Source organism: Nitriliruptor alkaliphilus DSM 45188, from assembly GCF_000969705.1.
GTDB lineage: Bacteria > Actinomycetota > Nitriliruptoria > Nitriliruptorales > Nitriliruptoraceae > Nitriliruptor > Nitriliruptor alkaliphilus.
The window spans coordinates 4,626,803-4,650,939 of the sequence record NZ_KQ033901.1 but is presented as its reverse complement, the minus strand read 5'-3'; the positions used below and the strand labels follow the sequence as shown (position 1 = coordinate 4,650,939).

26 protein-coding genes are annotated in these 24,137 nt (G+C 72.7%); 14 read left to right on the top strand and 12 right to left on the bottom strand.

Annotated elements, in window-relative coordinates; all coding sequences use genetic code 11:
• The first annotated feature begins 133 nt into the window (after positions 1-133).
• On the top strand, positions 134-649 hold the full coding sequence (locus tag NITAL_RS21480; RefSeq protein WP_052668373.1) for an RNA polymerase sigma factor: 516 nt from the start codon (positions 134-136) through the stop codon (positions 647-649).
• A complete protein-coding gene (locus tag NITAL_RS21475; protein ID WP_052668372.1) occupies positions 639-1,826 on the top strand; it encodes a hypothetical protein in 1,188 nt (395 codons plus the stop codon). Before NITAL_RS21480 ends, NITAL_RS21475 begins: the two co-directional genes overlap by 11 nt.
• Positions 1,827-1,844: 18 nt before the next feature.
• Here NITAL_RS21475 and NITAL_RS21470 read toward each other — a convergent pair whose 3' ends face one another.
• Positions 1,845-3,035, bottom strand: a complete 1,191-nt coding sequence (locus NITAL_RS21470; RefSeq protein WP_052668371.1) for a zinc-dependent alcohol dehydrogenase — start codon at positions 3,033-3,035, stop codon at positions 1,845-1,847.
• Positions 3,036-3,269: 234 nt separating this feature from the next.
• Between NITAL_RS21470 and NITAL_RS21465 the strand changes: the two genes are divergently transcribed.
• Together NITAL_RS21465 and NITAL_RS21460 are read left to right on the top strand one after the other, a co-directional pair.
• Positions 3,270-3,461: a PspC domain-containing protein gene (locus tag NITAL_RS21465; protein ID WP_211262575.1), complete on the top strand. Its 192-nt coding sequence runs from the start codon at positions 3,270-3,272 to the stop codon at positions 3,459-3,461.
• Positions 3,458-4,162, top strand: a complete 705-nt coding sequence (locus tag NITAL_RS21460) for a DUF2461 domain-containing protein (protein WP_211262574.1) — start codon at positions 3,458-3,460, stop codon at positions 4,160-4,162. Before NITAL_RS21465 ends, NITAL_RS21460 begins: the two co-directional genes overlap by 4 nt.
• Before the next feature lie 9 nt (positions 4,163-4,171).
• On the opposite strand, the gene NITAL_RS21455 is transcribed toward NITAL_RS21460, so the two are convergent.
• Genes NITAL_RS21455 through NITAL_RS21440 form a run of 4 tightly spaced genes read right to left on the bottom strand, consistent with a single transcriptional unit; the run spans position 4,172 to position 7,455 of the window.
• Positions 4,172-4,765: a GTP-binding protein gene (locus NITAL_RS21455; RefSeq protein WP_052668370.1), complete on the bottom strand. Its 594-nt coding sequence runs from the start codon at positions 4,763-4,765 to the stop codon at positions 4,172-4,174.
• Complete coding sequence (locus NITAL_RS21450; protein ID WP_052668369.1) at positions 4,746-5,093, bottom strand: DUF742 domain-containing protein; 348 nt, start codon at positions 5,091-5,093, stop codon at positions 4,746-4,748. Before NITAL_RS21450 ends, NITAL_RS21455 begins: the two co-directional genes overlap by 20 nt.
• Positions 5,090-5,506 (bottom strand): roadblock/LC7 domain-containing protein, encoded by a 417-nt coding sequence (locus NITAL_RS21445; RefSeq protein ID WP_052668368.1) that lies wholly within the window; start codon positions 5,504-5,506, stop codon positions 5,090-5,092. Before NITAL_RS21445 ends, NITAL_RS21450 begins: the two co-directional genes overlap by 4 nt.
• The gene (locus NITAL_RS21440) at positions 5,503-7,455 is read right to left on the bottom strand and encodes a sensor histidine kinase (protein ID WP_052668367.1); all 1,953 of its coding nucleotides are present in this window, start codon (positions 7,453-7,455) and stop codon (positions 5,503-5,505) included. Before NITAL_RS21440 ends, NITAL_RS21445 begins: the two co-directional genes overlap by 4 nt.
• Before the next feature lie 174 nt (positions 7,456-7,629).
• On the opposite strand from NITAL_RS21440, the gene NITAL_RS21435 reads away from it, so the two are divergent.
• The 6 genes from NITAL_RS21435 to uppS are packed head-to-tail and all read left to right on the top strand — an operon-like array spanning position 7,630 to position 11,614.
• On the top strand, positions 7,630-8,328 hold the full coding sequence (locus NITAL_RS21435) for an MSMEG_4193 family putative phosphomutase (RefSeq protein ID WP_083441863.1): 699 nt from the start codon (positions 7,630-7,632) through the stop codon (positions 8,326-8,328).
• Positions 8,325-8,846, top strand: a complete 522-nt coding sequence (locus NITAL_RS21430; protein ID WP_052668366.1) for a DUF3090 family protein — start codon at positions 8,325-8,327, stop codon at positions 8,844-8,846. The genes NITAL_RS21435 and NITAL_RS21430 overlap by 4 nt, the downstream gene beginning before the upstream one ends.
• A gap of 1 nt (position 8,847) precedes the next feature.
• Complete coding sequence (locus NITAL_RS21425; protein ID WP_052668365.1) at positions 8,848-9,738, top strand: protein kinase family protein; 891 nt, start codon at positions 8,848-8,850, stop codon at positions 9,736-9,738.
• 18 nt (positions 9,739-9,756) lie between these two features.
• Positions 9,757-10,491 carry a DNA repair protein RecO gene (gene recO / locus NITAL_RS21420; RefSeq protein ID WP_052668364.1) on the top strand — a complete coding sequence of 245 codons (735 nt, stop codon included), beginning with the start codon at positions 9,757-9,759 and terminating at the stop codon, positions 10,489-10,491.
• Positions 10,488-10,835 (top strand): ATP-binding protein, encoded by a 348-nt coding sequence (locus NITAL_RS21415; RefSeq protein WP_052668363.1) that lies wholly within the window; start codon positions 10,488-10,490, stop codon positions 10,833-10,835. Before recO ends, NITAL_RS21415 begins: the two co-directional genes overlap by 4 nt.
• Before the next feature lie 32 nt (positions 10,836-10,867).
• Positions 10,868-11,614: a polyprenyl diphosphate synthase gene (gene uppS / locus NITAL_RS21410; protein ID WP_052668362.1), complete on the top strand. Its 747-nt coding sequence runs from the start codon at positions 10,868-10,870 to the stop codon at positions 11,612-11,614.
• A 34-nt stretch (positions 11,615-11,648) separates the two neighbouring features.
• Here uppS and NITAL_RS21405 read toward each other — a convergent pair whose 3' ends face one another.
• From NITAL_RS21405 to NITAL_RS21395, 3 genes are read right to left on the bottom strand one after another with little or no spacing between them, the layout of a single operon-like run.
• Positions 11,649-12,248 (bottom strand): NUDIX hydrolase, encoded by a 600-nt coding sequence (locus NITAL_RS21405; protein WP_052668361.1) that lies wholly within the window; start codon positions 12,246-12,248, stop codon positions 11,649-11,651.
• A gap of 2 nt (positions 12,249-12,250) precedes the next feature.
• Complete coding sequence (locus NITAL_RS21400) at positions 12,251-12,934, bottom strand: uridine kinase family protein (protein WP_052668360.1); 684 nt, start codon at positions 12,932-12,934, stop codon at positions 12,251-12,253.
• Between the two features lie 20 nt (positions 12,935-12,954).
• Entirely contained in the window at positions 12,955-14,286 is a 1,332-nt protein-coding gene (locus tag NITAL_RS21395) for an aminotransferase class I/II-fold pyridoxal phosphate-dependent enzyme (protein ID WP_052668359.1), read from the bottom strand.
• Between the two features lie 235 nt (positions 14,287-14,521).
• Between NITAL_RS21395 and NITAL_RS21390 the strand changes: the two genes are divergently transcribed.
• Positions 14,522-15,637, top strand: coding sequence for an EamA family transporter (locus tag NITAL_RS21390; protein WP_052668358.1), 1,116 nt, complete (start codon positions 14,522-14,524; stop codon positions 15,635-15,637).
• Between the two features lie 46 nt (positions 15,638-15,683).
• On the opposite strand, the gene NITAL_RS21385 is transcribed toward NITAL_RS21390, so the two are convergent.
• Genes NITAL_RS21385 through deoC form a run of 3 tightly spaced genes read right to left on the bottom strand, consistent with a single transcriptional unit; the run spans position 15,684 to position 19,073 of the window.
• Complete coding sequence (locus tag NITAL_RS21385) at positions 15,684-16,559, bottom strand: aldehyde dehydrogenase family protein (RefSeq protein WP_052668357.1); 876 nt, start codon at positions 16,557-16,559, stop codon at positions 15,684-15,686.
• Positions 16,559-18,046, bottom strand: a complete 1,488-nt coding sequence (locus tag NITAL_RS21380; protein WP_052668356.1) for an aldehyde dehydrogenase family protein — start codon at positions 18,044-18,046, stop codon at positions 16,559-16,561. The genes NITAL_RS21385 and NITAL_RS21380 overlap by 1 nt, the downstream gene beginning before the upstream one ends.
• 25 nt (positions 18,047-18,071) lie before the next feature.
• Positions 18,072-19,073 carry a deoxyribose-phosphate aldolase gene (gene deoC, locus NITAL_RS21375; RefSeq protein WP_052668355.1) on the bottom strand — a complete coding sequence of 334 codons (1,002 nt, stop codon included), beginning with the start codon at positions 19,071-19,073 and terminating at the stop codon, positions 18,072-18,074.
• Positions 19,074-19,298: 225 nt separating this feature from the next.
• Between deoC and NITAL_RS21370 the strand changes: the two genes are divergently transcribed.
• Genes NITAL_RS21370 through NITAL_RS21360 form a run of 3 tightly spaced genes read left to right on the top strand, consistent with a single transcriptional unit; the run spans position 19,299 to position 23,151 of the window.
• Positions 19,299-21,080: a sensor histidine kinase gene (locus NITAL_RS21370; RefSeq protein ID WP_169786923.1), complete on the top strand. Its 1,782-nt coding sequence runs from the start codon at positions 19,299-19,301 to the stop codon at positions 21,078-21,080.
• On the top strand, positions 21,077-21,517 hold the full coding sequence (locus NITAL_RS28235; protein ID WP_052668353.1) for a response regulator: 441 nt from the start codon (positions 21,077-21,079) through the stop codon (positions 21,515-21,517). The genes NITAL_RS21370 and NITAL_RS28235 overlap by 4 nt, the downstream gene beginning before the upstream one ends.
• Complete coding sequence (locus tag NITAL_RS21360; RefSeq protein WP_052668352.1) at positions 21,514-23,151, top strand: ATP-binding response regulator; 1,638 nt, start codon at positions 21,514-21,516, stop codon at positions 23,149-23,151. The genes NITAL_RS28235 and NITAL_RS21360 overlap by 4 nt, the downstream gene beginning before the upstream one ends.
• On the opposite strand, the gene NITAL_RS21355 is transcribed toward NITAL_RS21360, so the two are convergent.
• Positions 23,058-23,900, bottom strand: a complete 843-nt coding sequence (locus NITAL_RS21355) for a thioesterase family protein (RefSeq protein ID WP_052668351.1) — start codon at positions 23,898-23,900, stop codon at positions 23,058-23,060. The two genes, NITAL_RS21360 and NITAL_RS21355, sit on opposite strands and share 94 nt — an antisense overlap.
• Positions 23,901-24,137 lie beyond the last annotated feature (237 nt).

Sequence of the window (24,137 nt, the reverse complement as noted above, 5' to 3'; positions counted from 1 at the left end):
ACTCGGAGGTTCGAGGCGCCTCCCCGCTCGGCGTGCGCCGAGTGCACGTCTGGCCGCGGGGCTGAACGCCCGGGGGCACTCGTTCGCTCAGGTCGTGGACGGTCCGACAGCCGGACCCGACGGTGGGGTTGGTGTGGCGGACACGACCGATGACGAGGCGCTCGAACGGTTCTGCACGGCCGAGCACCCGCGCCTGCTCGGACTGCTCACCCTGTACGTCGGTGACCGGGGGGTGGCCGAGCAGCTGGCCCAGGACGCGCTGGTCCGTCTGTGCCAACACTGGCCGCGGGTCCGTCGGATGGCCCACCCTCGTGGCTGGCTGACGCGGGTCGCGTTGAACGGTGCCACGTCGTGGTCCCGTCGACGGGCGGCCGAACGCCGGGCGCTCGCGCGCCACGGGCCGGACCACGAGGTGTCGCCCGGGACGGACACGGTGACGGCCCTGGCGGTACGCGACGCGCTCCGTCGGCTGCCCGATCGCCAGCGCCGGGTCGTCGTCCTGCGCTTCTACGCGGGCCTCGACGTCGCCGAGGCGGCATCGGTCCTGGCCTGCCCCGAAGGCACCGTCAAGTCCCTCACCCACCGCGCGGTCGCCCGGCTGCGCGACGAACTCGCGCTCGCCGAGCTGGAGGATGACCGTGTCCGCTGACCTCGAGACCCTGCTGCGCGACGCGGCCGACGGACCGATCCCAGCGCTCGACCTCGCCGCCCTGCAGCGCGTTGGTCGCCGTCGTCGTCGCCTCGGCAACGCGGTGGGTGCGGCCGGTGTGGCTGCCATCGTGGCGGTCGCCGGGATCGCGCTGTCCACCACGGCCGACGACTCGCCACGGCCCTCCGTCGCCGACGAGCCGGACGGGAAGCTGCGACCGGACCAGGCCGAGGATGACGCTGCGACCGACGGTGGCGTCGTGGATGCCGAGGACGGGGCGCCCGTCACGATGGCGGTCCGAGCCGAGGGTGACCGCTGCTCGCTGGAGCTCGTCGCCGAGGGTGTTGACGGACCGCTGCACGGGGCGCTCTGGCTGCACCCCGTCTGGTGTGCGGCGGACCCGCAGGCCGAGGACCTGCACCGCACCGCGCTGCCGTCCCTGCGCGCACCCGCGCTCGACGGGAGCCTCCACCCCGAGCAGCTGCTCGGGGGGCTCGTGGAGGCGGACGTCGTCGCGGTCCGCGTGCGGACCGATCGGGCCGACGTCACGGTGCGGACCACCGAGGTGCCGGGTCCCGGCGCGGTGCAGATGCGCGGGTACGCGGTGGTGGTGCCGATCGCCGACGGAGCGACCGAGCCCGGGCAGCGCCGCTTCACGTACAGCCGCGCCGACGGATCCGTCGACGCGGAGATCGCCCCGACGTGGGCGCTCTTCGACGTCGCGTGGTCGTCGGTGGGGGAGCCCGAGCCCGGGCACCGCACGACCGGGCAGCCGCTCGACGACGTGCCGGTCACGCTGCCGGACGACGTGCCGCCGCTCGGTACGTGGCGGCCCGATCCGCCGCCGGTCGATCTGTCACCGCTGAGCATGCGTGGGACCACCGCGGACGCCTGGTACGCGAACGAGGACCCGTACGAGCCGTCGTACCCCGTCGACCGCGAGGTGGTGGCGGATCGCCTTGGCGGCGAGGACCGGCTGGTCCTGCTGTGCGAGTTCCTCGGCGTCCAGGTGACGCGCGCCGCGCAGGAGGTCGACGTCCCGGCGGAGGAACGTGACCTCGTCCCGGAGGTGGTCACCCACCTGGTCCTGCGAGAGGCCGCGGTGGTGGGAGGGGATGGGATGACGGCGACGATCGTCCACACCTGCGGCCTCGGTGACCCGTTCGGCGACCGGTGACCATCCGTTCGGCGGTGCTCAGACCGCCGGGTCGAGGATGACCTTGATGCAGCCGTCGTCCTTCTTCGCGAAGATCTCGTACATCTCCGGGCCCTGCTCGAGCGGCACCCGGTGCGTGACGAGGTCCTCGGTACCGAGCGGGTCGGCGTCGTCGGTGACGTACGGCATCAGCTCGTCGATCCACCTCTTGACGTTGCACTGCCCCATGCGCAGCTGCAGCTGTTTGTCGAACATCTGCAGCATCGGGAGCGGGTCGGCGGCGCCGCCGTACACCCCCGACAGGGACACCGTCCCGCCGCGACGGCAGGCGTCGATGGCGGTGGACAGCGCGCTCAGGCGGTCGACCCCCACCTTCTGGGTCACGGGCTTGGCGATGGCGTCGGGCAGGCGCGCCGTCATCTTCTGGGCGAACTCGGCGACGGGGTTGCCGTGGGCCTCCATGCCCACCGCGTCGACGACGCTCGCCGCACCACGGCCGTCGGTGAGGTCACGGATGGCGTCCCCGACGTCGTCGACGTCGCGCAGGTCGATGGTGGTCGCGCCGTGCTGCGCCGCCAGGGCGAGCCGCTCGTCGATGAGATCGACGGCGATGACCTGCTCGATGCCCTGCGCCTGAGCCGCCCGCACGCAGAACTGCCCCACCGGGCCCGCGCCGAGGACGGCCAACGTGCCGCCGGGCTCGGTGTCGGCGTACCGCACCGCCTGCCACGCGGTCGGCAGGATGTCGGACAGGTAGAGGAAGCGGTCATCGGCCGGCCCCTCGGGTACCTGGATCGGGCCGAAGTCGGCGTGCGGGACGCGCAGGAACTCGGCCTGCCCGCCCGGGACCTGGCCGTACAACTCGGTGTAGCCGAACAGGGACGCCCCGGTCCCGTGGTCGGTGTTCTGCGTCGTCTCGCACTGGGAGTACAGCTGACGGTCGCACATGAAGCAGTCGCCGCACGAGACGTTGAACGGGATCACGACCCGGTCGCCGGGAGTGAGGCCGGTGACCTCGCTGCCGACCGCCTCGACGATGCCCATCGGTTCGTGACCGAGCACGTCGCCGGGCGTCAGGAACGGCGCGAGCACGTTGTACAGGTGCAGGTCCGAGCCGCAGATCGCCGTGGAGGTGATCCGCACGATCGCGTCGGTCGGCTCCTGGATGGTCGGGTCGGGGACGTCCTGGATCCGCACGTCCTGGGTGCCCTGCCACGTCAACGCTCGCACTGTTGCTCCTCGCTTCGGCTGACCGCGCCGGCGGCGACCGGTGAGGACCACGGTGTGCGCGGTGCTCCGCCGTCGCCACCGGCGGCCCCCGAGCGTCCGGTCGACGCCACCCCATCGAACTGGAGGTCGTGCACGGCCGGTCAGTCCCGCCAGCCGACACCGGTGGTGGCACGCCCCTACCGTCGACGCCGTGGTCGCCCGGCGGCCGCGGTGGACGACCACGGAGGTGCGAAGGTGGCGAGCGGACGGCTGGATCGACCCAGGGCGGGTGAGGGGCGGATGCTCGCGGGGGTGTGTGCGGGCATCGCCGAACACTACGGGTTCAACGTCACGATCGTGCGCGTGCTGTTCGTGATCTTCGCGATCACGGGCGCGAGCGAGATCGCCTACCTGATCCTGTGGATCCTGATGCCGAAGCGCGGATGAGCGTGGCGCTGCGCATCGGGGAGTTCGCCGGGTTCCCGCCGGAGGCGTTCGGTTTCTACGCCGAGCTCACCCGTGACGACAACAACAGCCGAGCGTGGTTCGACGAGCACCGCGACACCTACGAGCACGCCGTCCGCCTGCCGATGGAGGAGCTGCTCGACCGGGCCGCGACGGACGGGTTCGGTGACGACGGCAAGGTGTTCCGGCCCAACCGTGACGTCCGCTTCTCGAAGGACAAGCGGCCCTACAAGGAGCACTGCGGCGCCGTCATCGGCTTCCGCAGCGGGACCGACCGCGCCGGGGTGTACGTGCAGGTCTCGGCCGAGGGGATGCGCGCCTCGACGGGGTACTGGGAGCTCTCACGCGATCAGCTCGACCGCTTCCGACGGGCCGTCGACGACGGCCGCACCGGCGGCACCCTCGTCCGGCTGGTGCAAGCGGTCCGGGATGAAGGCTTCGAGGTCGGTGGCAGCGAGCTCAAGCGGGCCCCACGGGGGTTCGACCCGACCCACCCCCGCATCGAGCTGCTGCGGCACAAGCGCTTCACGGTGTCGCGCTCGTGGCCCGTCGCCCCGTGGATGCACACGCCCGAGGCCTACGATCACGTCGTGGCGGTCTGGCGTGCCGGCCAGCCGATCAACGCCTGGCTCGAGCGCCACGTCGGGGCGGCGGCCGAGCCACCGCGGCGCCGTGGCGGCTGAAGCCTCGGGTCAGGCGCCGGCGCGTGCGCGTTCGAGCGCGTGCCCCGTCACTCGGATGAGGGCGTCGCGGACCGAGCCACGGTCCCGGGCATCGCAGTGCAGCATGGGCACGTCCGGCCCGACCGCCAGAGCAGCGCGAACATCGGCCAGGTCGTGCGGAGGGTGGCCGTCGAACACGTTCACCGCGACCACGAACGGCAGCCGACGCTGCTCGAAGTAGTCCACGGCGGGGAACCCCTCGTCGAGGCGCCGCGTGTCGACGAGGACGACTGCTCCGACGGCACCCCGGGTCAGCTCGTCCCACATGAACCAGAACCGGTCCTGCCCCGGGGTCCCGAACAGGTACAGCACCAGCCCGTCGCTGACGGTGATCCGCCCGAAATCCATCGCGACGGTCGTGGTGGTCTTGCCGGTCACGGCCGAGGTGTCGTCCACGCCGAGCGATGCCGCGGTCATCGCAGCCTCGGTCCGCAGCGGCGGGATCTCGCTGATGGCGCCGACGGCGGTCGTCTTGCCCACGCCGAAGCCCCCGGCGACGACGATCTTGGTCGAGACCGGGCCGAGGTGTGGCGCGGCTCGCCGTTCAGCAGGCGCGAAGGCCATCGAGCAACCGTTCGAGTAGGTGGGTATCGGGTCCGGAGTCGGAGGCGGTGGCGTGGACGCGCAGGCGGTCGTCCGCAGCGAGGTCCGCCACGAGCACGCGAGCCACCCCGAGCGGGATCGACAACGTCGCGGCCACTTCGGCGACCGAGATCGGGTGCCGGCACAGCTCGAGGACGCGCCGGGTTTCGAACTTGAGCGAGGCGTTCCGCTCATCCGATGGATCGGTGGCTTCGATCAGCGCCTCCAGCGGCAACTCGCCGATCGGCTGGGTCCGCCCGCCGGTCATCAGGTAGGGCCGGATCATCCGATCGGGATCGGGTGTGCTCATCGCGGGAGGGAGGCTGCGAGTTGGTTGCGGAGCGCCGGCGTCAGGGCGGCGCCGACCTTGTTCACCAGGATGGCCATCTCGTAGCCGACGAAGCCGATGTCGCAGGAACGTTCGGCGAGGACGGTCAGGAGCGAGCCATCGCTGATCGGGGTGACGAACAGGTAGCCGGCGCTCAGTTCCACGATGACCTGCTCGACGGTCCCCGCGTTGAAGACCGCCGAGGCGCCGCGCGTGAGGCTGGAGAGCCCGGCCGCGACGGCCGAGAGCTGATCGGCGGTGGCGCGGTCGAGACCGTCGGACAACGCGAGCAGGAGGCCGTCGGCGCTGACCACGAGGGCGTGGGACACGCCAGTGACGTTGCGTGCGAACGCGGCGACGAGGAAGTCGACTCCTTGCGGTACGGGGGCGTTCACTGCCGCACCTCCCCGTTCCCGTCGGCGGGTTCGTCGGAACGGCGAGCGGCGCGGGCCGCGGACTGGAAGGCGGACAACGCCCGGCGGCCCTCAGGGGCGCTCGCCCCGGAGGTACCGGTGGGCGGGACGACCGGATCGCGCAGCTCGGGAGAGAGGCTGGCGGCCGGGATCCGTCGCGGCAGCCCGGCAGCCGGGGGCCGGACCGGGGTCGGTGCGAGCGCGGGTGGCGTCGGCGGCCGCGGCGCCGCGGGCCTCGGCGCCGTGGCAGCGACAGCCGGCGACGGGGCCGACGCCGGCACGTGAGCCACCGGCGGCGCAGGCACTGGCGCAGGCGCAGGCGCCGGTGGGCGAGGCGGCGGGACCGATGCCTGGAACAGCAGGCGCTGCGCGTAGTCGTCGAGGTCCGGGACGGAAGCCGTCGGGAGGGGGGTGGTCGCGGCCGGGGCTGCGGAGACGGGGGCCGGGGCAGGGACGGCAGGCGTCGGGGTCCGGGCGGCCGGTGGTGCGGCCACGGGGGCGGGCTGGAGCGCAGGTGCCCCCACGGGATGTGCGGCGACGGGAGCCGGCGTGACCGGGCTCTGGGCGGACGCAGCGGCGTCGACGGGCTGGACGGCGGCAGGCTGGAGGTGTGCGTCGGTCACCGGGCCGGTCGGTGGCGAGGCGGTGAGCATCGTGCTGGGAAGCTCGACGATCGTCGTCGTCCCGCTCCCCGGCGTCGAGCGCAGTTCGACACGCACGCCGAGCTTGGCGGCGAGCCTGCCGACGACCTGGAAGCCCAGGTGGCGGACCACCTGGTCGTCGAGCTCCGGTGGCGACGCCAACGTGGCGTTCGCGTTCGCGAGCACATCCGCGTCCATCCCGATGCCCTGGTCCTGGATCAGGATGGCGACGCCGGCTGAGGTCGGCTGGGTTCCGATGCGCACGTCCGTACCTGGAGATGAGTACTCGGTGGCGTTCTCGATCAGTTCGGCCAGTAGGTGGGTCACATCGACGACCGCTGTTCCGGCGAGCGCGTAGGTCTCGTCGACGCGGATGTCGGCCCGGGCGTACTGCTCGATCTCGGAGGCGGCCGCACGGGCGACGTCGGCCAGGGACACCGAACCGGATACCTGACGTGGGGACTCCTCGCCCGCCATCACCAGCAGTGACTCGGCGTTGCGGCGGATGCGCGTGGTGAGGTGGTCGAGGGTGAACAACCGGCGGAGGGTCTCGGGGTCCTCTTCGGTGAGCTCCAGCTCATCGATGACGGCGACCTGCCGGTGCAGCAGCGATTGGTTGCGCCGAGCCAGGTTCACGTAGATCCGGGAGTAGGACGCCTGCCGCTCAGCCTGCTCGCGGATGAGTTGGCTGGCCAGGCCGGTCGCGCGGTCCTGGGCCGTCTCGGCGTGGCGCCACCCGATGATCTGCCCGACGGCCGCGAACAGCACGGCGCCGGCGTGGATCAGTGCCCACGTCCACGGTCGCTCGACCGCGGCGGCGTGGTTGAACATCAGGTCCGGCACCAACGACGAGCCGAGACCGTGGCTGATCGCCGTGAACGCGATGGCCCACCCGAAGGCAGCCCAGTCCTGGTACAGCGCGATGAACCCGAGGATGATGAAGAAGTGGAAGTGAGCCTCGATGAGGCCGCCGGAGAAGTGCACGAGCACCGCCGAGCACCACACCAGACCCGCGGTGACGAGGATGCCCTTGAGGCGCCGGGGTACGACGCGTGCCTGTGCGAGCCCGACCATCACGCCTGCGAGAGCCACCTCGGCCAATGCGTGGCGAGCCGCTTGTCCGCTCAGGACGCCGAAGATGAACAGCGCCGGGACGTGCAGGGCGAGCAGCACGCTCAGCGTCCGGTGCCGAACGGCGAACCCCTCGTCGTCGAGGCTCTGACCACGCGGTAGCCAGGCCTGCAGACGGTCCTGGAGGCCAACGGGTGCGGCGGTCGGTGTTGCGTGCATGCGGGCCCCACACGTCGAGACGGTTGCGCAAGTCTTCGGCAGGCGGCGTCGCTCCCTTGATGCCGAGCAGCCGTTGGCGGCTGTTCGGACGCCCGCGTGCGTTCGCGCCGGCGGCCGTCCGTCCTGCAGGCCGCTACCGTCCGAGCCGTTCGGGACCCGAGAGGCTGGCGAGCTGTGGCGACCATCGTGCTCCTGCGGCACGCGACGACGGCGGCGACGGGCAAGCGGCTCGGCGGCTGGACGCCGGGCGTCCAGCTCGACGAGGCCGGGGTCGCACAGGCGGAGGCTGCGGCGCAGCGGCTCGCGCAGCTGCCGGTGAAGGCCGTCTACGCCTCGCCGCTCGAGCGCACACAGGAGACCGCGAAGCACGTCGCGAAGGCGCATGACCTGAAGGTCCGCACGCGCCGGGACGTCGGCGAGGTCGACTACGGGGAGTGGACCGACCGACCGCTCGGACAGCTCCGTCGCCGGAGCCTGTGGCCCGTGATCCAGGCGACCCCCTCGAGGGTGACCTTCCCGGGTGGTGAGTCGATCCGCGGAGCGCAGGCCCGCGCCGTGGACGCCGTCGAAGCGCTCGCATCCGACCACCGGGGCGAGACCATCGTCGTGGTCAGCCACGCGGACGTCATCAAGGCCGTCCTCGCCCACTTCCTCGGGATGCCGCTCGACACCTTCCAGCGGTTGCAGATCGCGCCCGCGAGCGTGAGCGTGCTCCACCTCGCTGAGGGTGGCCCCCCTGTCGTCTCCCGCATCAACGATCACGGACCGCTCACCGCGCCGCCGGCACGCGAGCCGGAGAAGCGCGCGACGAAGCGCACCGCGCCCCCCACCTCCGGCGCGACCCGACGGACGACCAGGAAGCGCACCTCGTGATCGACGTCGAGCTCACCGACCCCCACCATGTGACCGCGGGCTACACCGGTGTCCCGGGTTCGCGGACCTTCTTCGTGCAGGCGGAGGACGACACCGAGCTGGTGACCCTGCTGCTCGAGAAGGCCCAGGTCACCGGTCTCGGTGAGCTGATCGCCCAGCTGCTCGCGCGGGTCGACGACACGCCGGCCACGGACTGGGACCGGGCCGCGATGGAGCTCCGCCTGCCGATCGAGCCGCGGTGGCGGGTCGGTGCCATCCAGGTCGGCCTCGACCCCGAGCGCGGCAGCTTCGTCCTGGAGTTCGCCGAGCTGCTGGTCGAGGAGGACGAGGACGACGACGCCGAGCCCCTCGAGGCCCGCATCTGGGCCGACCAGGACCAGGCGCGCCGGCTGGCGGCGCACTGCGCCGAGGTCGTCGGCGAGGGCCGCCCGCGGTGCCAGCTGTGCGGCCGGCCGACCGCGCCCGACGGCTCCCACACGTGCCCAGCCACCAACGGGCACGGGACGCTGTCGCGCTGAGGTGACCACCCCCGAGCCGCCGGTCCGCCCGACGGACGCTGAGACCGCCGACCGTCTGCGCGGCGCACCCTTCGAGCCGATCGGGCGGTTCGCCGACGCCTCGAACGCGACGCTGCTCGTGCGCCTCACCGACCGCGACCCGCGGACCCACGAGGACCTGGCCGCGGACCTCGGACGGGACCCGGCGCTCGACGACGTCGATCCGGTGGACCTCGCCGTCTACAAGCCGCGGCGCGGGGCAGCACCGCTCTGGGACTTCCCCGCGGGCACCCTCCACCAGCGCGAGGTGGCCGCCTACGAGATCTCGGCGGCGCTCGGGTGGGACCTGGTGCCGGTCACGGTGCTGGTGGACGACGGCCCGTTCGGGGTCGGCAGCCTGCAACGCTTCGTGCCGCACGACCCGACCCACCACTACTTCCACCTGCTCGACCACGGCGACGAGGACGTCATCGACCAGTTGCGCGCGATGGTCGTGCTCGACGCGGTGATCGACAACGCCGACCGCAAGGGCGGTCACGTCCTGCTCGAGCACCCGGTGACGACGGGCTCGACGGGGGGCGCGGACGCCGGGGACGCCGGGGACGCCGCGGACGCCGAGCCGCTCCTCTCCGGTCGGATCCAACTGGTCGACCACGGCGTCAGCTTCAACGTCGAGGACAAGCTGCGCACCGTCGGCTGGCACTTCGCGGGCGAGCCGGTCCCCGAGGTGCTGCGGGCCGACGTCGTCCGGCTCGGGCAGGCCGTGGTGGGTGGGCCCCTGGGGGAGCGGCTGGCGGGTCTGCTCGCCCCCGAGGAGGTCGCCGTGCTGCTGGACCGGATCGCGCGGGTCGCCGAGCTCACGCGCTTCCCCGAGCCGTCCGGACGTCACCCCTTCCCGTGGCCCATGCTCTGACCGGGTACAACTCGGGGCATGGCGACCTACCGCGAGCAGGGCATCGTCCTGCGCACCTACAAGCTCGGTGAGACCGACCGCATCCTGCACCTGCTCACGCAGGGGCGCGGCAAGGTCCGTGCCGTGGCCAAGGGGGTGCGCCGACCCGGCAGCCGGTTCGGAGGTCGGCTCGAGCCCTACAGCCACGTCGACCTGCAGCTGTACGAGGGGCGCAACCTCGACACCGTCAACCAGGTCGAGCTCATCGCGCCGCACGCCGGCGTCCGGGCCGACGACCGGCTGTCGGCGGCCGCCGCGGCGATGTGCGAGCTGACCGACCAGATCGCCCAGGAGGGGGAGCGCGACAACGCGTTGTTCCTGCTGCTGCGGGCGGCCCTGCAGACCCTCGAGGCCGACCCACCCGAGCCGGCCGTGTTCGTCGATGCCTTCCTGCTGCGGGCCGCGTCGATCGCCGGGTTCCACTGCTACGCCGGCGCCTGCGCCATCTGCCGGCGGCCCGGCCCCCACGCGTTCCTGTCGGTCAAGGTCGGTGGCACGCTCTGTCCCGATCACGCGCCGACGGGGACGCGGGCGGTCACCACCGACGTGATCGATCTGCTCATGCTGCTCGTCGCGCCGGGGGAGTGGGCAGCCCTGCCGCGTGCGGTCGCCGACGATCCCGCTGCGCACCGGGTGGCCGGCTCCTACGTGCGCGCGTTCATCGAGCACCACCTGAACCGCCAGCTGCGCAGCTACGACCTGGTCCCGCGGTGATCGCCACCGTCCGCTCCGAGGTGGCCGCCGCGCTGCAGGCGGCCGGGGTGGCGGACCCCGGTGACCTCCCACTGGCAGCCGGCGAGGTCGTCGTCAACGCCCTCGAGCACGGCCGTCCCCCGGTCGAGGTGCGCGTGCAGGTCGTGGGCGGTGCGGTCGAGGTCATCGTGCGCGACGCAGGAGCAGGACCGGCCCGACCCGTCGACGTCCCGGGCGGCGAGGTCGAGCGTGGGCGTGGCCGGTGGCTCGCCCACCACCTGGCCACCTGTGAGGAGCGTCGGACCCCGGACGGCTTCGAGGTGCGGCTGACGCCGGGGCCGGGACCGGAAGGGCCGGCTGGCTAGGCTCGTCGCATCCCTGCCACCCCGAGGCATCCGTGCAGTCCGCCGACATCGACCGCGATCGGGTCCCCGGCCACGTCGCGGTGATCATGGACGGCAACGGCCGGTGGGCCAACCAGCGGGGCCTACCGCGCAACGCCGGTCACGAGGCCGGTGAAGCAGCCTTGTTCGACACCGTCGAGGGCGCCCTCGAGCTCGGCATCGACGACCTGACCGTCTACGCGTTCTCGACCGAGAACTGGAAGCGGCCGGCGTCGGAGGTCAAGTTCCTGCTCGGCTTCAACGAGTCGCTGCTCGTGCGTCGCGCCGACGAACTGCACGACCGGGGTGTGCGTGTCCGGTTCATCGGCCGACGTGGCCGCCCCGTCCCCAAGCGCCTCGTGAACCTGATCGAGTCGACCGAGGCGCTCACCGCCGACGACGAGCGCATGACGCTGCGCATCGCGTTCAACTACGGCGGACGCAACGAGCTGGCGGACGCCGCCAAGGCCGCGGCGGTCGACCTCGCCGAGGGACGCATCAAGCGCATCGACACCCGGGCCATCGAGGCTCGCCTCTACGACCCGCAGATGCCGCCGGTCGACCTGCTCGTGCGCACCTCGGGTGAGCAACGTCTGTCCAACTTCCTGCCGTGGCAGGCGGCGTACGCCGAGCTGGTCTTCACCGAGACGCTGTGGCCGGACTTCGACCGCCGCGAGCTGGCGCGGTGCGTGGCGCTCTACCAGGCTCGCGAGCGCCGGTTCGGCAAGGCCGTCGACAAGGTGATCACGATCCGCGGGTGACGCGGTCGCGACCGGGGGCGGTGCCCGGCCACCGTCAGGGGCGGGGCAGCGACAGGCCGAGCCGGCCGGCGAAGTCGTCGAGGATGGTGTGGGTCAGCCCCCAGATGATCCGCCCCCGGTGTGTGATGCCGGGGAACGGCAGGCCGACCACGCGATGCTTGGCCACGTTGGCGGGGTCGAGCAGCCAGGTGAGGGCGATCCAGTCGGCGGCGGCCACCTCGTCCGGGTGGGCGGACAGTGGCTCGGGTTCCTCGAGCCCGTAGACGAAGGTGGCCACGAGGCCCTGGGTGGTCCGCCCACGCTGGTCGTCGAGCCGCCCGAGGGGTGCGGGCAGCACCAGGGCGACCTCCTCGAAGGTCTCGCGCGCCGCGGTGTCGGCGAGGTCGCGGTCCCCCCGCTCACGTTTGCCGCCGGGCAGGGCCATGTGCCCTGACCAGCGGTCGCCGACTCGTTCGGCCCGCTCGATGAGCGCGATGGCCAGGCCATCGTCGGTCGGTGCGAGGACGAGCGCCACCGCAGCCTGCCAGTGGTGACCGGGGTGGGTGGCCTCGCGATCGGGCTCCCCGGGACCGAGCCGTGCGACGACGTCGTCGAGGTCGAGACGCGCTGGGTCGAGGGTGGAACCGGCGCTCACGGTCAGGCGGCGAGCTGGTCGGCGTCACCGGCCGCTGTCAGCTCGGCGAGGCGACGGGACAGACGAAGCGCGGCATCCTCCGGACCGACCGGGGACGCACCGAGGGCGACCTGGCGCGCGACCACGGCCGGCTCGGCACGCAGCAGGGCCCAGCCCCGGCGCAGCAGGGTGAGCGGCGGCTTGCGCGACTCGCGCAGGTCGCGCACCAGACGGCGCCAGAAGGTCACCGACGGACGCAGCGTCAGGCACAGCGCGTCGGCGAGGATGCCCGCGTCCCTGCAGGCCGCGATGAGCTCCGCGGCGAAGATGCCCTCGGCGACCACCAGCGGGGCGTCCCCGACGTCGAGGCGGTGGGTGCCGATCGCGCGGCTCGAGGGGATGTCGTAGACGGGCAGCTCGGCGGCGCCGGTGGTGGCGAACTCGACCAGCGCGGCGAGGGCGCGCTCCGCGTCCCACGAGGCCGGATCGTCCCAGTCGACCAGCCCGTGCCCTTCCTCGCCGGGGATGTGGGCGAGGGGGAGCCCGGGGTCGTCGCCGTCCCGGTAGAAGTCGTCGAGGCAGACGGTCGGGAGCCCGGCGCGTTCGGCCAGCGACGACTTGCCCGACCCGGAGGGCCCCGCGAGCAGCACGATGCGGCTCCGCACCGCGGGGGCGGGGGAGGTCGGGTCGTGCGCGCGGGGTTCCATCGGCCACAGGGTAGTGGTGGCTACCCCCGCCGGGTCCCCAGGCGGTGGTCGAGCACGTCGGCGAGATCGGCCGCGACGGCCGGCGCCTGCTCGACCGGCAGCCCGGCGACGGTGATGCGGATCGCCGGTGGCGCGTCGATCCGGAACGGTTCGCCGGCCTGGACGGCCCAGCCGCGGGCGGCCATGCCCTGCACGACGGGGACCTCCTCGGGGACCGGGACCCAGACGTTGAGACCGCTGGCACCGTGCGCGGTGAGCTCGCGTTCGGTGAGCGCGTCGAGCAACGCCGCCCGGCGGGCCGCGTAGGTCGCGGCGGCACGTTCCAGGGTGCCGTCCTCGATCGCGGCCTCCCACACCGTGACCGCGAGCCGCTGCAGGAGCTGGCTGACCCACCCGGTCCCGAGGCGCTGGCGCCCGAGGACGCGGGCCACGGTGTCCTCGTCGCCCGCCAGGACGGCGAGCCGTAGGTCCGGTCCGAGGCCCTTGGCCACCGAGCGGACCATCGCCCACCGTTCCCGGGACGGGTCGCTCAGTGGGTGCAGCCCGGGGCCCGCGACGGCGGCGGCGTGGTCGTCCTCGATGACCAGTACCTCAGGGTGGTCGGCGAGCAGCGCGCCGAGCTCCGCGCGGCGTGGCGCCGAGGTCGCGGCACCCGTCGGGTTCTGGGCCCGGGGGACCACGAGCAGGGCCTGGATGCCCTGGTCGAGGGCTGCGGCCAGCCCCGCCGGTGTGATGCCGTCGTCGTCGACCGCGACGGGCACCGGGGTGAGCCCCATCGCGCGGACCAGGTCGAGCGACCCGATGTAGCCGGGATCCTCGACCCCGACGCGGTCGCCGACCCGGAGGTGGACCTCCAGCACGCGCTCGATCCCGTCGTGGGCACCGCCGACGACGGCGAGGTGATCGGTGGCGACCCCGTCCTCGCCCAGCGCTGCGGCGGCGCGATCGAGCAGCGGCCCGTGCGCGGGCTCGACCCCGTACAGGGGCGGGTCGAGGGTGAGCCGCCCGAGCGCGCCGGCCAGATCGGGGAGCAGCTGCCGGTCGGGGTTGCCGCTGGCGAGGTCGAGCGCTCCGGGCGGGACGTCGGGGAACAACCGGCCCGACAGAGGTGGTCGGTGGCCGACGACGGTCCGGGAGCGGTCGTGGCTGACCAGGACCCCCCGTTGGCGCAGGTCGCGGTAGGCGCCGGCGACCGTGGTCGGTGAGACCGCGAGCGTGCGGGCCAAAGCCCTCACGGAGGGAACCGCCTCACCCGGGCGCAGCGCGCCCGAGGTGACGCCGCGTTCCACCGATCGGACGATGGCGGCCGCCGTCGAACCCGTGATGGGATACTGTGCTGGCTCAGGGAGCATAACTGTACTGTAACAGATACTCGAGGAAGTGCTCGAGGAAGGAGGTGTGACGTGACGCACGTGATCGTGACCCGACGACTCCGACGACGCCCGGCGTCCGTCGCACCAGCCGCGGACGCCACCGCCACCGCCTGACCGGATCCGTCCGGCCGGCGGGATCCTCCTCGCCGGCGGACCGACCGTCGGCGGCCCCGTGCGCGCCTCCCGGCGCCCCGTGTCCCTCCCGAGCCTCACCGTGACCGATCACGCCACCACCTCCACGTCCCGCACGCTGCCCCCACCCGCCCCGACCCTCACCGAGCGTCTGCGTGCCATCCCGCACCGCGTCCGCGTCGTCATCGCGCTCGCGATCGTCTACCTCATCTGGGGCTCGACCTTCCTGGCCAACGGTGTGGCGGTCACCAGCATCCCGCCGTTCCTGATGCTGGCGGTGCGCTTCCTGCTCGCCGGCAGCATCCTGTACGCCATCGCGACCTGGCGGGCCCGCCGTCGGGTCACCCACCGCCCGCCGACCTGGCGGCAGTGGCGCCACGCCTTCGTCACCGGGGCGACCCTGCTGGTGGGCGGCACGGGCCTGGTCACGGCGGGCCAGGTCCACCTCGGCTCGGGTATGGCCGCCCTGCTGTGCTCGACGGTGCCGCTCTGGCTCGCCGTGGTGGCGCGCGTCCGCTTCGGCGACCGTCTCCGGGCGCGGTCCTGGGTCGGCCTCGCCGTCGGCCTCGTCGGCGTCGGCACGCTGGTCGACCCGAGCGGCGGCCAGCTCGTGCCGATGCTCGTGGTCCTCCTCGGCGCCCTGTCGTGGGCCGTCGGGTCGCTGCGCAGCCGGACCGCCGACGTCCACACCGCGCCGCTGGTCGCGTCGGCCATGGAGATGCTGGGCGCCGGTGTCGGGTTCCTCCTCGTGGGGCTGCTCCTCGGCGAGCCGGCCCGCCTCGACGTGGCGGCGATCGACCGCGTGTCCGTGGTGGCCCTGGCCTACCTGATCACCGCCGGCTCGATCGTGGCGTTCACGGCCTACCGCTGGCTGCTGAACAACGTCGCCACGGTGCTGGTCGGCAGCCACGGGTACGTCAACCCGGTGGTCGCCGTCGGTCTCGGCTGGGCCTTCGCCGGCGAGCTGGTCACGAGCCGCACGCTGCTCGGCGGTGGCATCGTCCTGATCGCGGTCGTGCTGATGGTCACCTCACGGCCCGAGCAGCCCGTGCCGGCCCAGGCAACCTCGGGTGGTGACGTGTTCGCCGGTGAGCGTCGTTGGCGGATCGGCACCGTGCACGTCGACTGGAGGACGCTCGGCGGACGCTCGGAGCGCCCGCGCGAGGGACGTCGACCCGCCGAGGTCACCCCATCCTGACCTCGCCCACCGGTGGTCGGCGCTCGCGCGTACCGACGTGGTGTTCTCAGCGTCCCTTCGGGTGCCAGACGGTCTTGGTCTCGCAGAACGCCAGGATCCGCCGCGGCCCTGCCGCGGGCACCGCGGTCCAGTCCGGCTCGTCCGCCGGGGGGCGGACCACCCGCTTGACGTTCTCGGCGGCCAGTCGTTCGAGGTCGGTGGTGTCGCTGCCGGCCAGGCCCGTGAGGTCGATCGCGTTCACGTCGAGGTGGCCGGCCAGGATCGGCGCGAGCTCCGCGGTGTATCCGGTCAGGATGTTCACCACACCACCGGGGACGTCGGAGGTCGCCAGGACCTCGCCGAGCGACACCGCCGGCAGCGGCCGCTGCTCGCTGGCGACGACCACCACCGTGTTGCCCGAGACCACGATCGGTGCGACGACCGCGACCAGGCCGAGCAGCGAGGAGCCCTGCGGCGCGAGGGCCGCGACGACCCCGGTCGGCTCGGGGGAGGAGAGGTTGAAGTACGGGCCGGCGACCGGGTTCGCCGCGCCGTCGACCTGGGCGTACTTGTCGGCCCAACCGGCGTACCACACCCACCGGTCGATGGCGGCGTCGACCTGCTGCTCGGCCTTCCGCCGGGTGAGCTGCTCCACGGCGGCGACCTCGTCCACGAACTGGGCGTGGCGCCCCTCGAGGATCTCGGCGACGCGGTAGAGCACCTGCGAGCGGTTGTAGGCCGTCGCGCCCGCCCATCCCGGCTGGGCCGAACGGGCCGCGACCACCGCCTCGCGGACGTCCTTGCGGGACGCCCGCGAGGCGTTGGCGAGGAAGTCACCCTTCTCGTCGACGACCTCGTACGAGCGGCCGGACTCCGAGCGGGGGAACTTGCCCCCGACGTAGAGCTTGTAGGTCTTGCGCACGTCGAGCCGTGTGCCCGCCATCAGAGCATCTCCTCGGTCGGCGCGAGGTAGGAGGCGAGGCCGTGGCGGCCACCCTCCCGACCGAAGCCGGACTCCTTGTACCCACCGAAGGGGGAGGTCGGATCGAAGCGGTTGAAGGTGTTGGCCCAGACGACACCGGCACGCAGCCGGTCAGCCATCCACAGGATCCGCGATCCCTTCTCGGTCCACACGCCGGCCGACAGCCCGTACGGGGTGTTGTTCGCCTTCGCGACCGCCTCGTCGGGGGTGCGGAACGTCAGGACGCTCAGGACCGGACCGAAGATCTCCTCCTGAGCGACGCGGGAGCTCTGCCCGATCCCGGTGAAGACGGTGGGCTTGAACCAGAACCCCGAGCTCGGCAGCTCGCAGGGCGACTCCCAGCGCGTGCCACCCTCGGCCTCGCCGGCCTCGACCAGCGTGGTGATGCGCTCGAGTTGCTCGGCCGAGTTGATGGCACCGATGTCGGTGTTCTTGTCGAGCGGATCGCCGAGGCGCAGGGTCTCGAGCCGCTGCTGCAGCTTGTCGACGACGAGGTCGTGGACCGACTCCTGCACGAGCAGGCGCGAGCCGGCGCAGCACACGTGGCCCTGGTTGAAGAAGATCCCCGCGACGATGCCCTCGACGGCCTGGTCGATGGGCGCGTCGTCGAACACGATGTTGGCAGCCTTGCCGCCGAGCTCGAGGGTGAGGCGCTTGCCCGTCCCGGCGAGCGCACGCTGGATGGCCTTGCCGACCTCCGTCGAGCCGGTGAAGGCGACCTTGTCGACATCGTCGTGGCCGACGACGGCCGCACCCGTCTCACCGGCACCGGTGACGATGTTGATCACGCCGGGCGGCAGGTCGGCCTGCTGGCACAGCTCGGCGAACAGCAGGGCGGTCAGCGGCGTGGTCTCGGCGGGCTTGAGGACCACCGTGTTCCCGCAGGCCAGCGCCGGCGCGACCTTCCAGGCGAGCATCAGCAGCGGGAAGTTCCACGGGATGACCTGTCCGGCCACGCCGAGGGGACGCGGCGCCGGGCCGAGACCGGCCCAGTCGAGCTTGTCGGCCCACCCGGCGTGGTGGAACAGGTGTGCTGCGGCGGTCGGGACGTCGACGTCCCGCGACTCGCGGATCGGCTTGCCGTTGTCGATCGACTCGAGGACGGCGAACTCGCGGGCGCGCTCCTGCAGCAGCCGTGCGAGGCGGTAGAGGTACTTGCCGCGCTCGGCACCGGGCAGCTTCGACCAGGTACGGAACGCCTTGCGGGCCGCCTTCACGGCCCGATCGACGTCGGTCGCGGTGCCGAGCGCCACCTCGGCGAGGTGCTCCTCGGTGGACGGCGAGATGGTCGCGAAGCTGCCACCGTCGGCCGGGTCGACGAACTCGCCGCCGATGAACAGCCCGTAGCTCGAGCGGATCGTGGCCAGGTCCCGTGCCTCGGGCGCCGGCGCGTAGTCCCACGTTGGGGTGGTGAGGTCGGGGACCTCGCTGGTCTGCACTGCGGTCATCGGCTTCAGTCCTCGTCGAGCGGGCTTAGTCGAGCGTGACGCGGTCGGGGCTCCAGTAGTGGCCCGTGCGCTGCTTGGCCCGCTGCATGAGCAGGTCGTTGAGGAGCGACGAGGCGCCGAAGCGGAAGCGGTCGGGGTGCAGCCACGCGGCACCGGCGATCTCGTGCACCAGCACCAGGTACTTGATCGCGTCCTTCGCGGTCCGGATGCCGCCGGCGGACTTGACCCCACGGTGCTCGCCGGTCAGCGCGTGCCAGTCACGCACAGCCTGCAGCATGACGGCCGTGACCGGCAGCGTCGACGCCGGGGACACCTTTCCGGTGGAGGTCTTGATGACGTCGCCACCGGCTGCCAGCGCGAGCCAGGAGGCCCGCCGCACGTTGTCGTAGGTCTGCAGCTCGCCGGTCTCGAGGATGACCTTCAGGTGGACGTCGCGGTCGAGCGAGCCGCCGACCTCGTCGCACACGGCCTTGATGGCGACGATCTCCTCGAAGACCCGGCCGTAATCACCGGCCAGGAAGGCCCCCCGGTCGATGACCATGTCGATCTCATCGGCGCCAGCCTCGATGGCATCCCGGGTGTCCTGCTGCTTGATCGCGAGGCTCGAGCGTCCGGAGGGGAACGCGGTGGCGACCGCGGCCACGTGGATGTCGGTGCCGGTCAAGGCGTCGACCGCGGTGGCCACCATGTCGGGGTAGACGCACACCGCCGCGACCGAGGGGCAGTCCGGGTCGCTCGGGTCGGGCTGGCGGGCCTTGCCGGCCAGCGAGCGGACCTTGCCGGGGGTGTCGGCACCCTCGAGGGTGGTCAGGTCGACGGCGCGGATGGCCAGGTCGATCGCCCACGTCTTGGCCTCGCGCTTCAGCGACCGCGTCCCGAGCTGGGCGACCCGTCCCTCGACCCCGACCTCGTCCACGCCGGGCAGACCGTGCAGGAACCGGCGGAGCGCCGACTCGGAGGAGGTGACCTCGCGCAGATCGGGGGCGTCGCCGGGCAGAACCAGCGTGCGGGACGAGGTGGCGCTCATGGGCGGTGCCTCTCGACAGCCACGGTGAGGGACGACCGGGAGCGGTCGCGGGGAACCGCCGAGCCTATCGAGGTGCGCCGAGGCGGGCCGGAGCTCCGACGGCCGCGGGACTAGCCCGCACGGGCGAGCGGCACCATCCGAGCGAGCCATTGTGACGGTGCGTGTTCGCATCGACACTCGCGGCAGCCGGTTCACCCTGGGGATGGGTCCACCGGACGTCGACGCGTGGGCGAGGGGCAACGAGCCGTGGAGATGCTGGTCGAGGCGCTCCGGTGGCTCCAGACCATCGGCTTCGTCGTCGTCGCGGCGTGGGCCATCGCACTGTGGCGCCGGCGCCGCGACGACCAGAGCCGGTGGCTCGCCGCCACGTTCGCGAGCCTCGGCTTCGTGGTCCTGACGGGCCGGGTCTTCGAGGAACCGGACAGCCTCGCCTCGGTGCTCATGGTCGACCTCCTGATCGCGGTGCTGGTCTCGTTCCCCTACCTGCTGATCCGCTTCCTCGACAGCTTCGAGCCCGTCCCGCGCTCGGTGCAGCGGGCCGTCGGGCTCGGCGTGCTGGCGCTGATCGTGGCCACCCCGGCGGTCGACGTGGTGGGCAACGCCGACGCGGCCTCCCCGAGCCTGCCCTTCACGGTGTACGCGCTGGCCATCGCCGGCTCGTGGCTGCTGGTCCTGCCGGCCGTCGCCGTACGCTTCTGGCGAGCGGGCAGACAGCAGCCGACCTTGCCGCGCCGCAGGCTGCAGCTGCTCAGCACCGGGGTCTTCCTGCTCAGCATCGCCCTGGCCATGACGGTCGTCGACGGAGATGACGGCGGTGCCGGATCGCTGGCGATCCAGGCCCTCGCCGTGGTGCTCGTGTTGGTCTTCCTCGTCGGGTTCGCCCCGCCACGGTGGCTGCGCCGTGTCTGGCGGCACAGCGAGGAGCAGGCGCTGCAGTCAGCGGCCGTCGGGCTGATGGCCGCCACCAGCCCCGAGGAGGTCGGGGAGGTGGTGGTCCCGCACATGCGGGCGCTGGTCGGCGCACGCGCCGTCGCCGTCATCGACCGGGGCCGGGTGGTCGGCGTCGAAGGTCTGACGGCCGGCGAGGTGGCCGTGCTCGAACGATCGGGTGGGCGTCCGCCGGAGGCCACCAGCACGCTGCTGTCGCACGGCGAGATCCTGACCTGGCTCGACCGCTTCACCCCGTTCTTCGGCGAGGAGGAGGTGCAGCTGCTGGACCGCATCGGCCTGTTGATCGACCTGGCCCTCCACCGCACGGCGCTGCTCGTCAGCGAGCGCGAGGCGCGGACGCAGCTCGAGCGGACCAACGCGGAGCTCGAGTCGTTCGTCTACAGCGCCTCGCACGATCTCAAGAGCCCGCTGATCGCGATGCTGAGCTACGTCGATCTGCTCGTCGACGAGCACCGCGACCGCCTGGACGGCGAGGCGCAGTGGTACCTCGACCGGCTCGTCACCAACGGCCGCTACATGGAGTCGCTGATCGGGGACCTGCTCGAGCTGTCACGGGTCGGGCGCACGATGATGACACCCGAACGGGTCGTGCTCGCCGAGCTCGTCGAGGACGTGGCGACCGAGGTCCGCGGGGCCAACCCCGGTGCGGCGGTGACGTGCGGCCACCTGCCCGTCCTGTGGGTCAACGGCACCCGGATGCGCCAGCTGCTGCAGAACCTCCTCGAGAACGCCGTCAAGCACGGCCCGGAACGGGTCCAGGTCGAGGTGACCGCCGAGACGGCGACCGACGCTGGGGTGGTCCTCGTCGTCCGCGACAACGGCCCCGGGATCCCGGTCGCGTACCGCGAACGGGTCTTCGGGGTGTTCGAGCGGCTCGAGGTGCAGGACGCCACGTCCGGTACGGGCATCGGCCTCGCCATCTGCCGCAAGGTCGTCGAGTCCCTCGGCGGGCGCATCTGGCTCGGCGACCCGGACGACGGCGCCGAGTTCCGTATCCACCTACCGGCCTCCGTGCTCGCGCACGACGCCGCGTCCACCGAGGAGATACCCGCGTGAAACGGACCGTTCGCGTCCTGGTCGCCGAGGACAACGAGGACCACGTCTTCTTCATCACCCGGGCCCTGCGCGGCGTGGACGGGGTGACCTTCGACATCGAGTCGGTCCCCGACGGTGCCGAGGCGCTCGACTACCTCTACAAGCGTGGCCGGTACCACGATCGTGCGCGGCCGCACCTGGTGCTGCTCGACCTGAAGATGCCCCGCGTGGCCGGGCTCGAGGTCCTGGAGGTGGTCAAGCAGGACCCCGAACTGCGCTCGATCCCCATCGCTGTGCTGACCTCCTCGGAACGCCAGCAGGACGTGGACGCCAGCTACCAGGCCGGTGGCAACACCTACCTGGTCAAGCGCCCCGCCTTCACCGAGCTGCGCGACAAGCTGTGGTCGTTGAGCGAGTTCTGGACCAGCACCGCGCTGATCCCCGACCCGCCCACGTGAGGGCCGCCGCGGCGGTGGCGGGCGAGGCCGATGCTGGGGTCCGCGGACGTATCCGCGTCCTGGTGGTCGACGACAGCCTCGATCACCGCACGCTGATGGCCCGGCGGCTCAGCGCTGCCGGGATGCAGGTCACCGACGTCGACTCGGCCGAGGCCGCGTTGGACCGCAGCGACGACGTGGACCTGGTGGTCCTCGACTACCGGCTGCCCGACCGCGACGGGCTGGACGTCCTGGCCTCCCTCCGGCAGCGGCCGAACGCGCCGTCGGTGATCATGGTCACGGCGGCGGGGTCGATCGAGGTCGCCGTGGCGGCGATGCGGGCGGGCGCGGCCAACTTCGTGGCCAAGGACCGCGGCTACATCGAAGCGCTCCCCGAGATCGTCGAGCGGGCGTGGCAGCACCACGACCTCGCGCGGCGTGCCGACGAGCTGCAGCGGGCGGCGCTGCTGGTCACCGCGACGACCGATCGGGACCGCCTCGCCGACGAGGTGGTCGCCGCGGCCCGTCGCCTGCTCCACGGCCGCTGCTGCGTGCTCCTGCTGGCGACGACCGATGGCGAGCTCCACCCCGCTGCCTTCGCCGGCCCACGACCGGACGACCTGGCCGAGGTCGTGGTGCTCGGTGTCGCCGCCTGCCTCGGTGGCGACGAACCTCGCGTCGTCGACGGACGCCTGCTCGTGCCCCTGCCACCCGAAGGCGGTGAGGCGGTCGGGTTGCTCGCGCTGTGGCTCGACGATCCGTACCTGACCTCCGAGGAGGAGCGCCTGGCCCGAGCGTTCGCGGCCTTCGCCAGCAGCGCCCTGCGGCACGTGCGCCGCTTCGAGCTCGAGCGTGAGCTCGTGACCGAGCTCCAGCAGACGCTCGACGCACGTCGGGACTTCGTGGCCTCGATCTCGCACGAGCTGCGGACCCCGCTCACGTCGATCGCCGGGTTCACCGCGACGCTCCGTGCTCGCGGTGAGGAGCTCGATGCCGACCGGCGCGACGATCTGCTGGAGCGGGTCGGTCGCAACGCCGGTGAGCTGGCGACACTGGTCGACGAGCTGCTCGAGCTCGCGGCGATCGAACGCGGCGGTGGCCCCGAGCCGTCGCTCGAGCCGGTCGATCTCGCGCAGCTCGTCGGCGAGGTCGTCGACGAGCTCGAGCACCTGACCCGCGACTGGATGATCGACGTCGACGTCCCGTCCTGCGTGGTCGAAGCGGATCCGACCCTCGTGCGGCGCACGGTCGTGAACCTCGTGTCCAACGCGGTGAAGTTCTCCGAAGCCGGGTCGCGCATCGAGCTGCGGGCGGCACGGACGGACGGCGGCGAGGTCCTGGTCGAGGTGACCGACCAGGGGATCGGGCTGCCGCCCTGGGAGGCCAGCCACGTCTTCGACCCGTTCTTCCGGGCCCGGTCATCGGTGGCCAACGCCATCCGAGGGTCGGGCATCGGGCTCGCGCTGGTGGCCCGCTACGTACGCGCGATGGGCGGTGAGGTCGGCGTCCGGTCCACCGCGGGCGACGGGTCCACGTTCTGGTTCACGTTGCCGCTGGCCGATCAGGCGCGCGGCCGCGCTGCCAAGGCGAGCTGGCGGGACAGCACGACGAGGTCGCCGTCGGCGTCCCAGACCTGGCCGTCCTCCTCGAGGTAGCCGTCCGTCACGGCCTCGGTCGTGAACCAGCCCGCCAGGTAGCCGGGTGCCGGTCGCTTGCGCACCTGGACGGTCAGTTCGATCGTCGGGACCCAGGCGACGTCTCCGAGCCCCGCGTCGAAGACCGCGGGCGGGTAGCAATCGGCCACGACGAGGAGACCGAGCGTGTCCATCGGCGCGCCGTCGCGCCACCGCAGGTATCCGCCGATGTGGCCCCGGCCCGACGGTTCACCCCGGGTCCAACCGAGGACCGCCGACGGCATCCGGTGATCGAAGCGCATCGCGATCGGTGGCGGGGGGTAACCGCCAGCCTCGGCGCGTCGCTCGTGCTCGGCGGTGAAGTCGATGCAGGTGTCGAGCGGCGGGAGCTCGGGTGGCTGCCGGTCGACGCGCGTCGGCCCCTCGGCGCTCGCCAGGTCCCCGAAGGCCCCGAGCAGGCGCACCTTCGGCCGGCCAGCCTGCGACACGGTGGCCGCCAGGGTGGAGTGTCGGCGGCCGCTGCGGAGCACCTCGACGTCGACCTCGACGTCGCCGACCACCGGAGGTGCGAGGAAGTGAGCGGTGAGGGTGACCGGATCGGGGTGCTGGGGGACCGGATCGCGCATGGCCCGTGCTGCCAGCGCCATCAGGTAGCCACCGTTCGGTGCGGCGCCGTCGATGACGGCCCACCCCGGGTCGATCCGGCCGTGGTACCGACCCTCGCCGAGGGCCTCGACGGCCGTGTCCTGCGCGAACCGATCCACGTCCACCCTGCTGGCTCCTGCGTGTGGTCGGCCGCACGCTAGCCACGCGATCGCCCGTCGTCGGTGCCCGCGCTGGAGGTGGGTTTCGCATCCGCGGCCGCGAGCGGCGCGGCGTGCCGCCGTCCACGTGGCCGAGAGCCGCGGGGACGGCGGGCTGGCCCTCGGCGCCACCCTCCCGCCGCTCGTGCTCGACCCCGTCCAGGCGATCAGTTCCTGGGTCGATGCGATCCGTCCGCAGCTGCT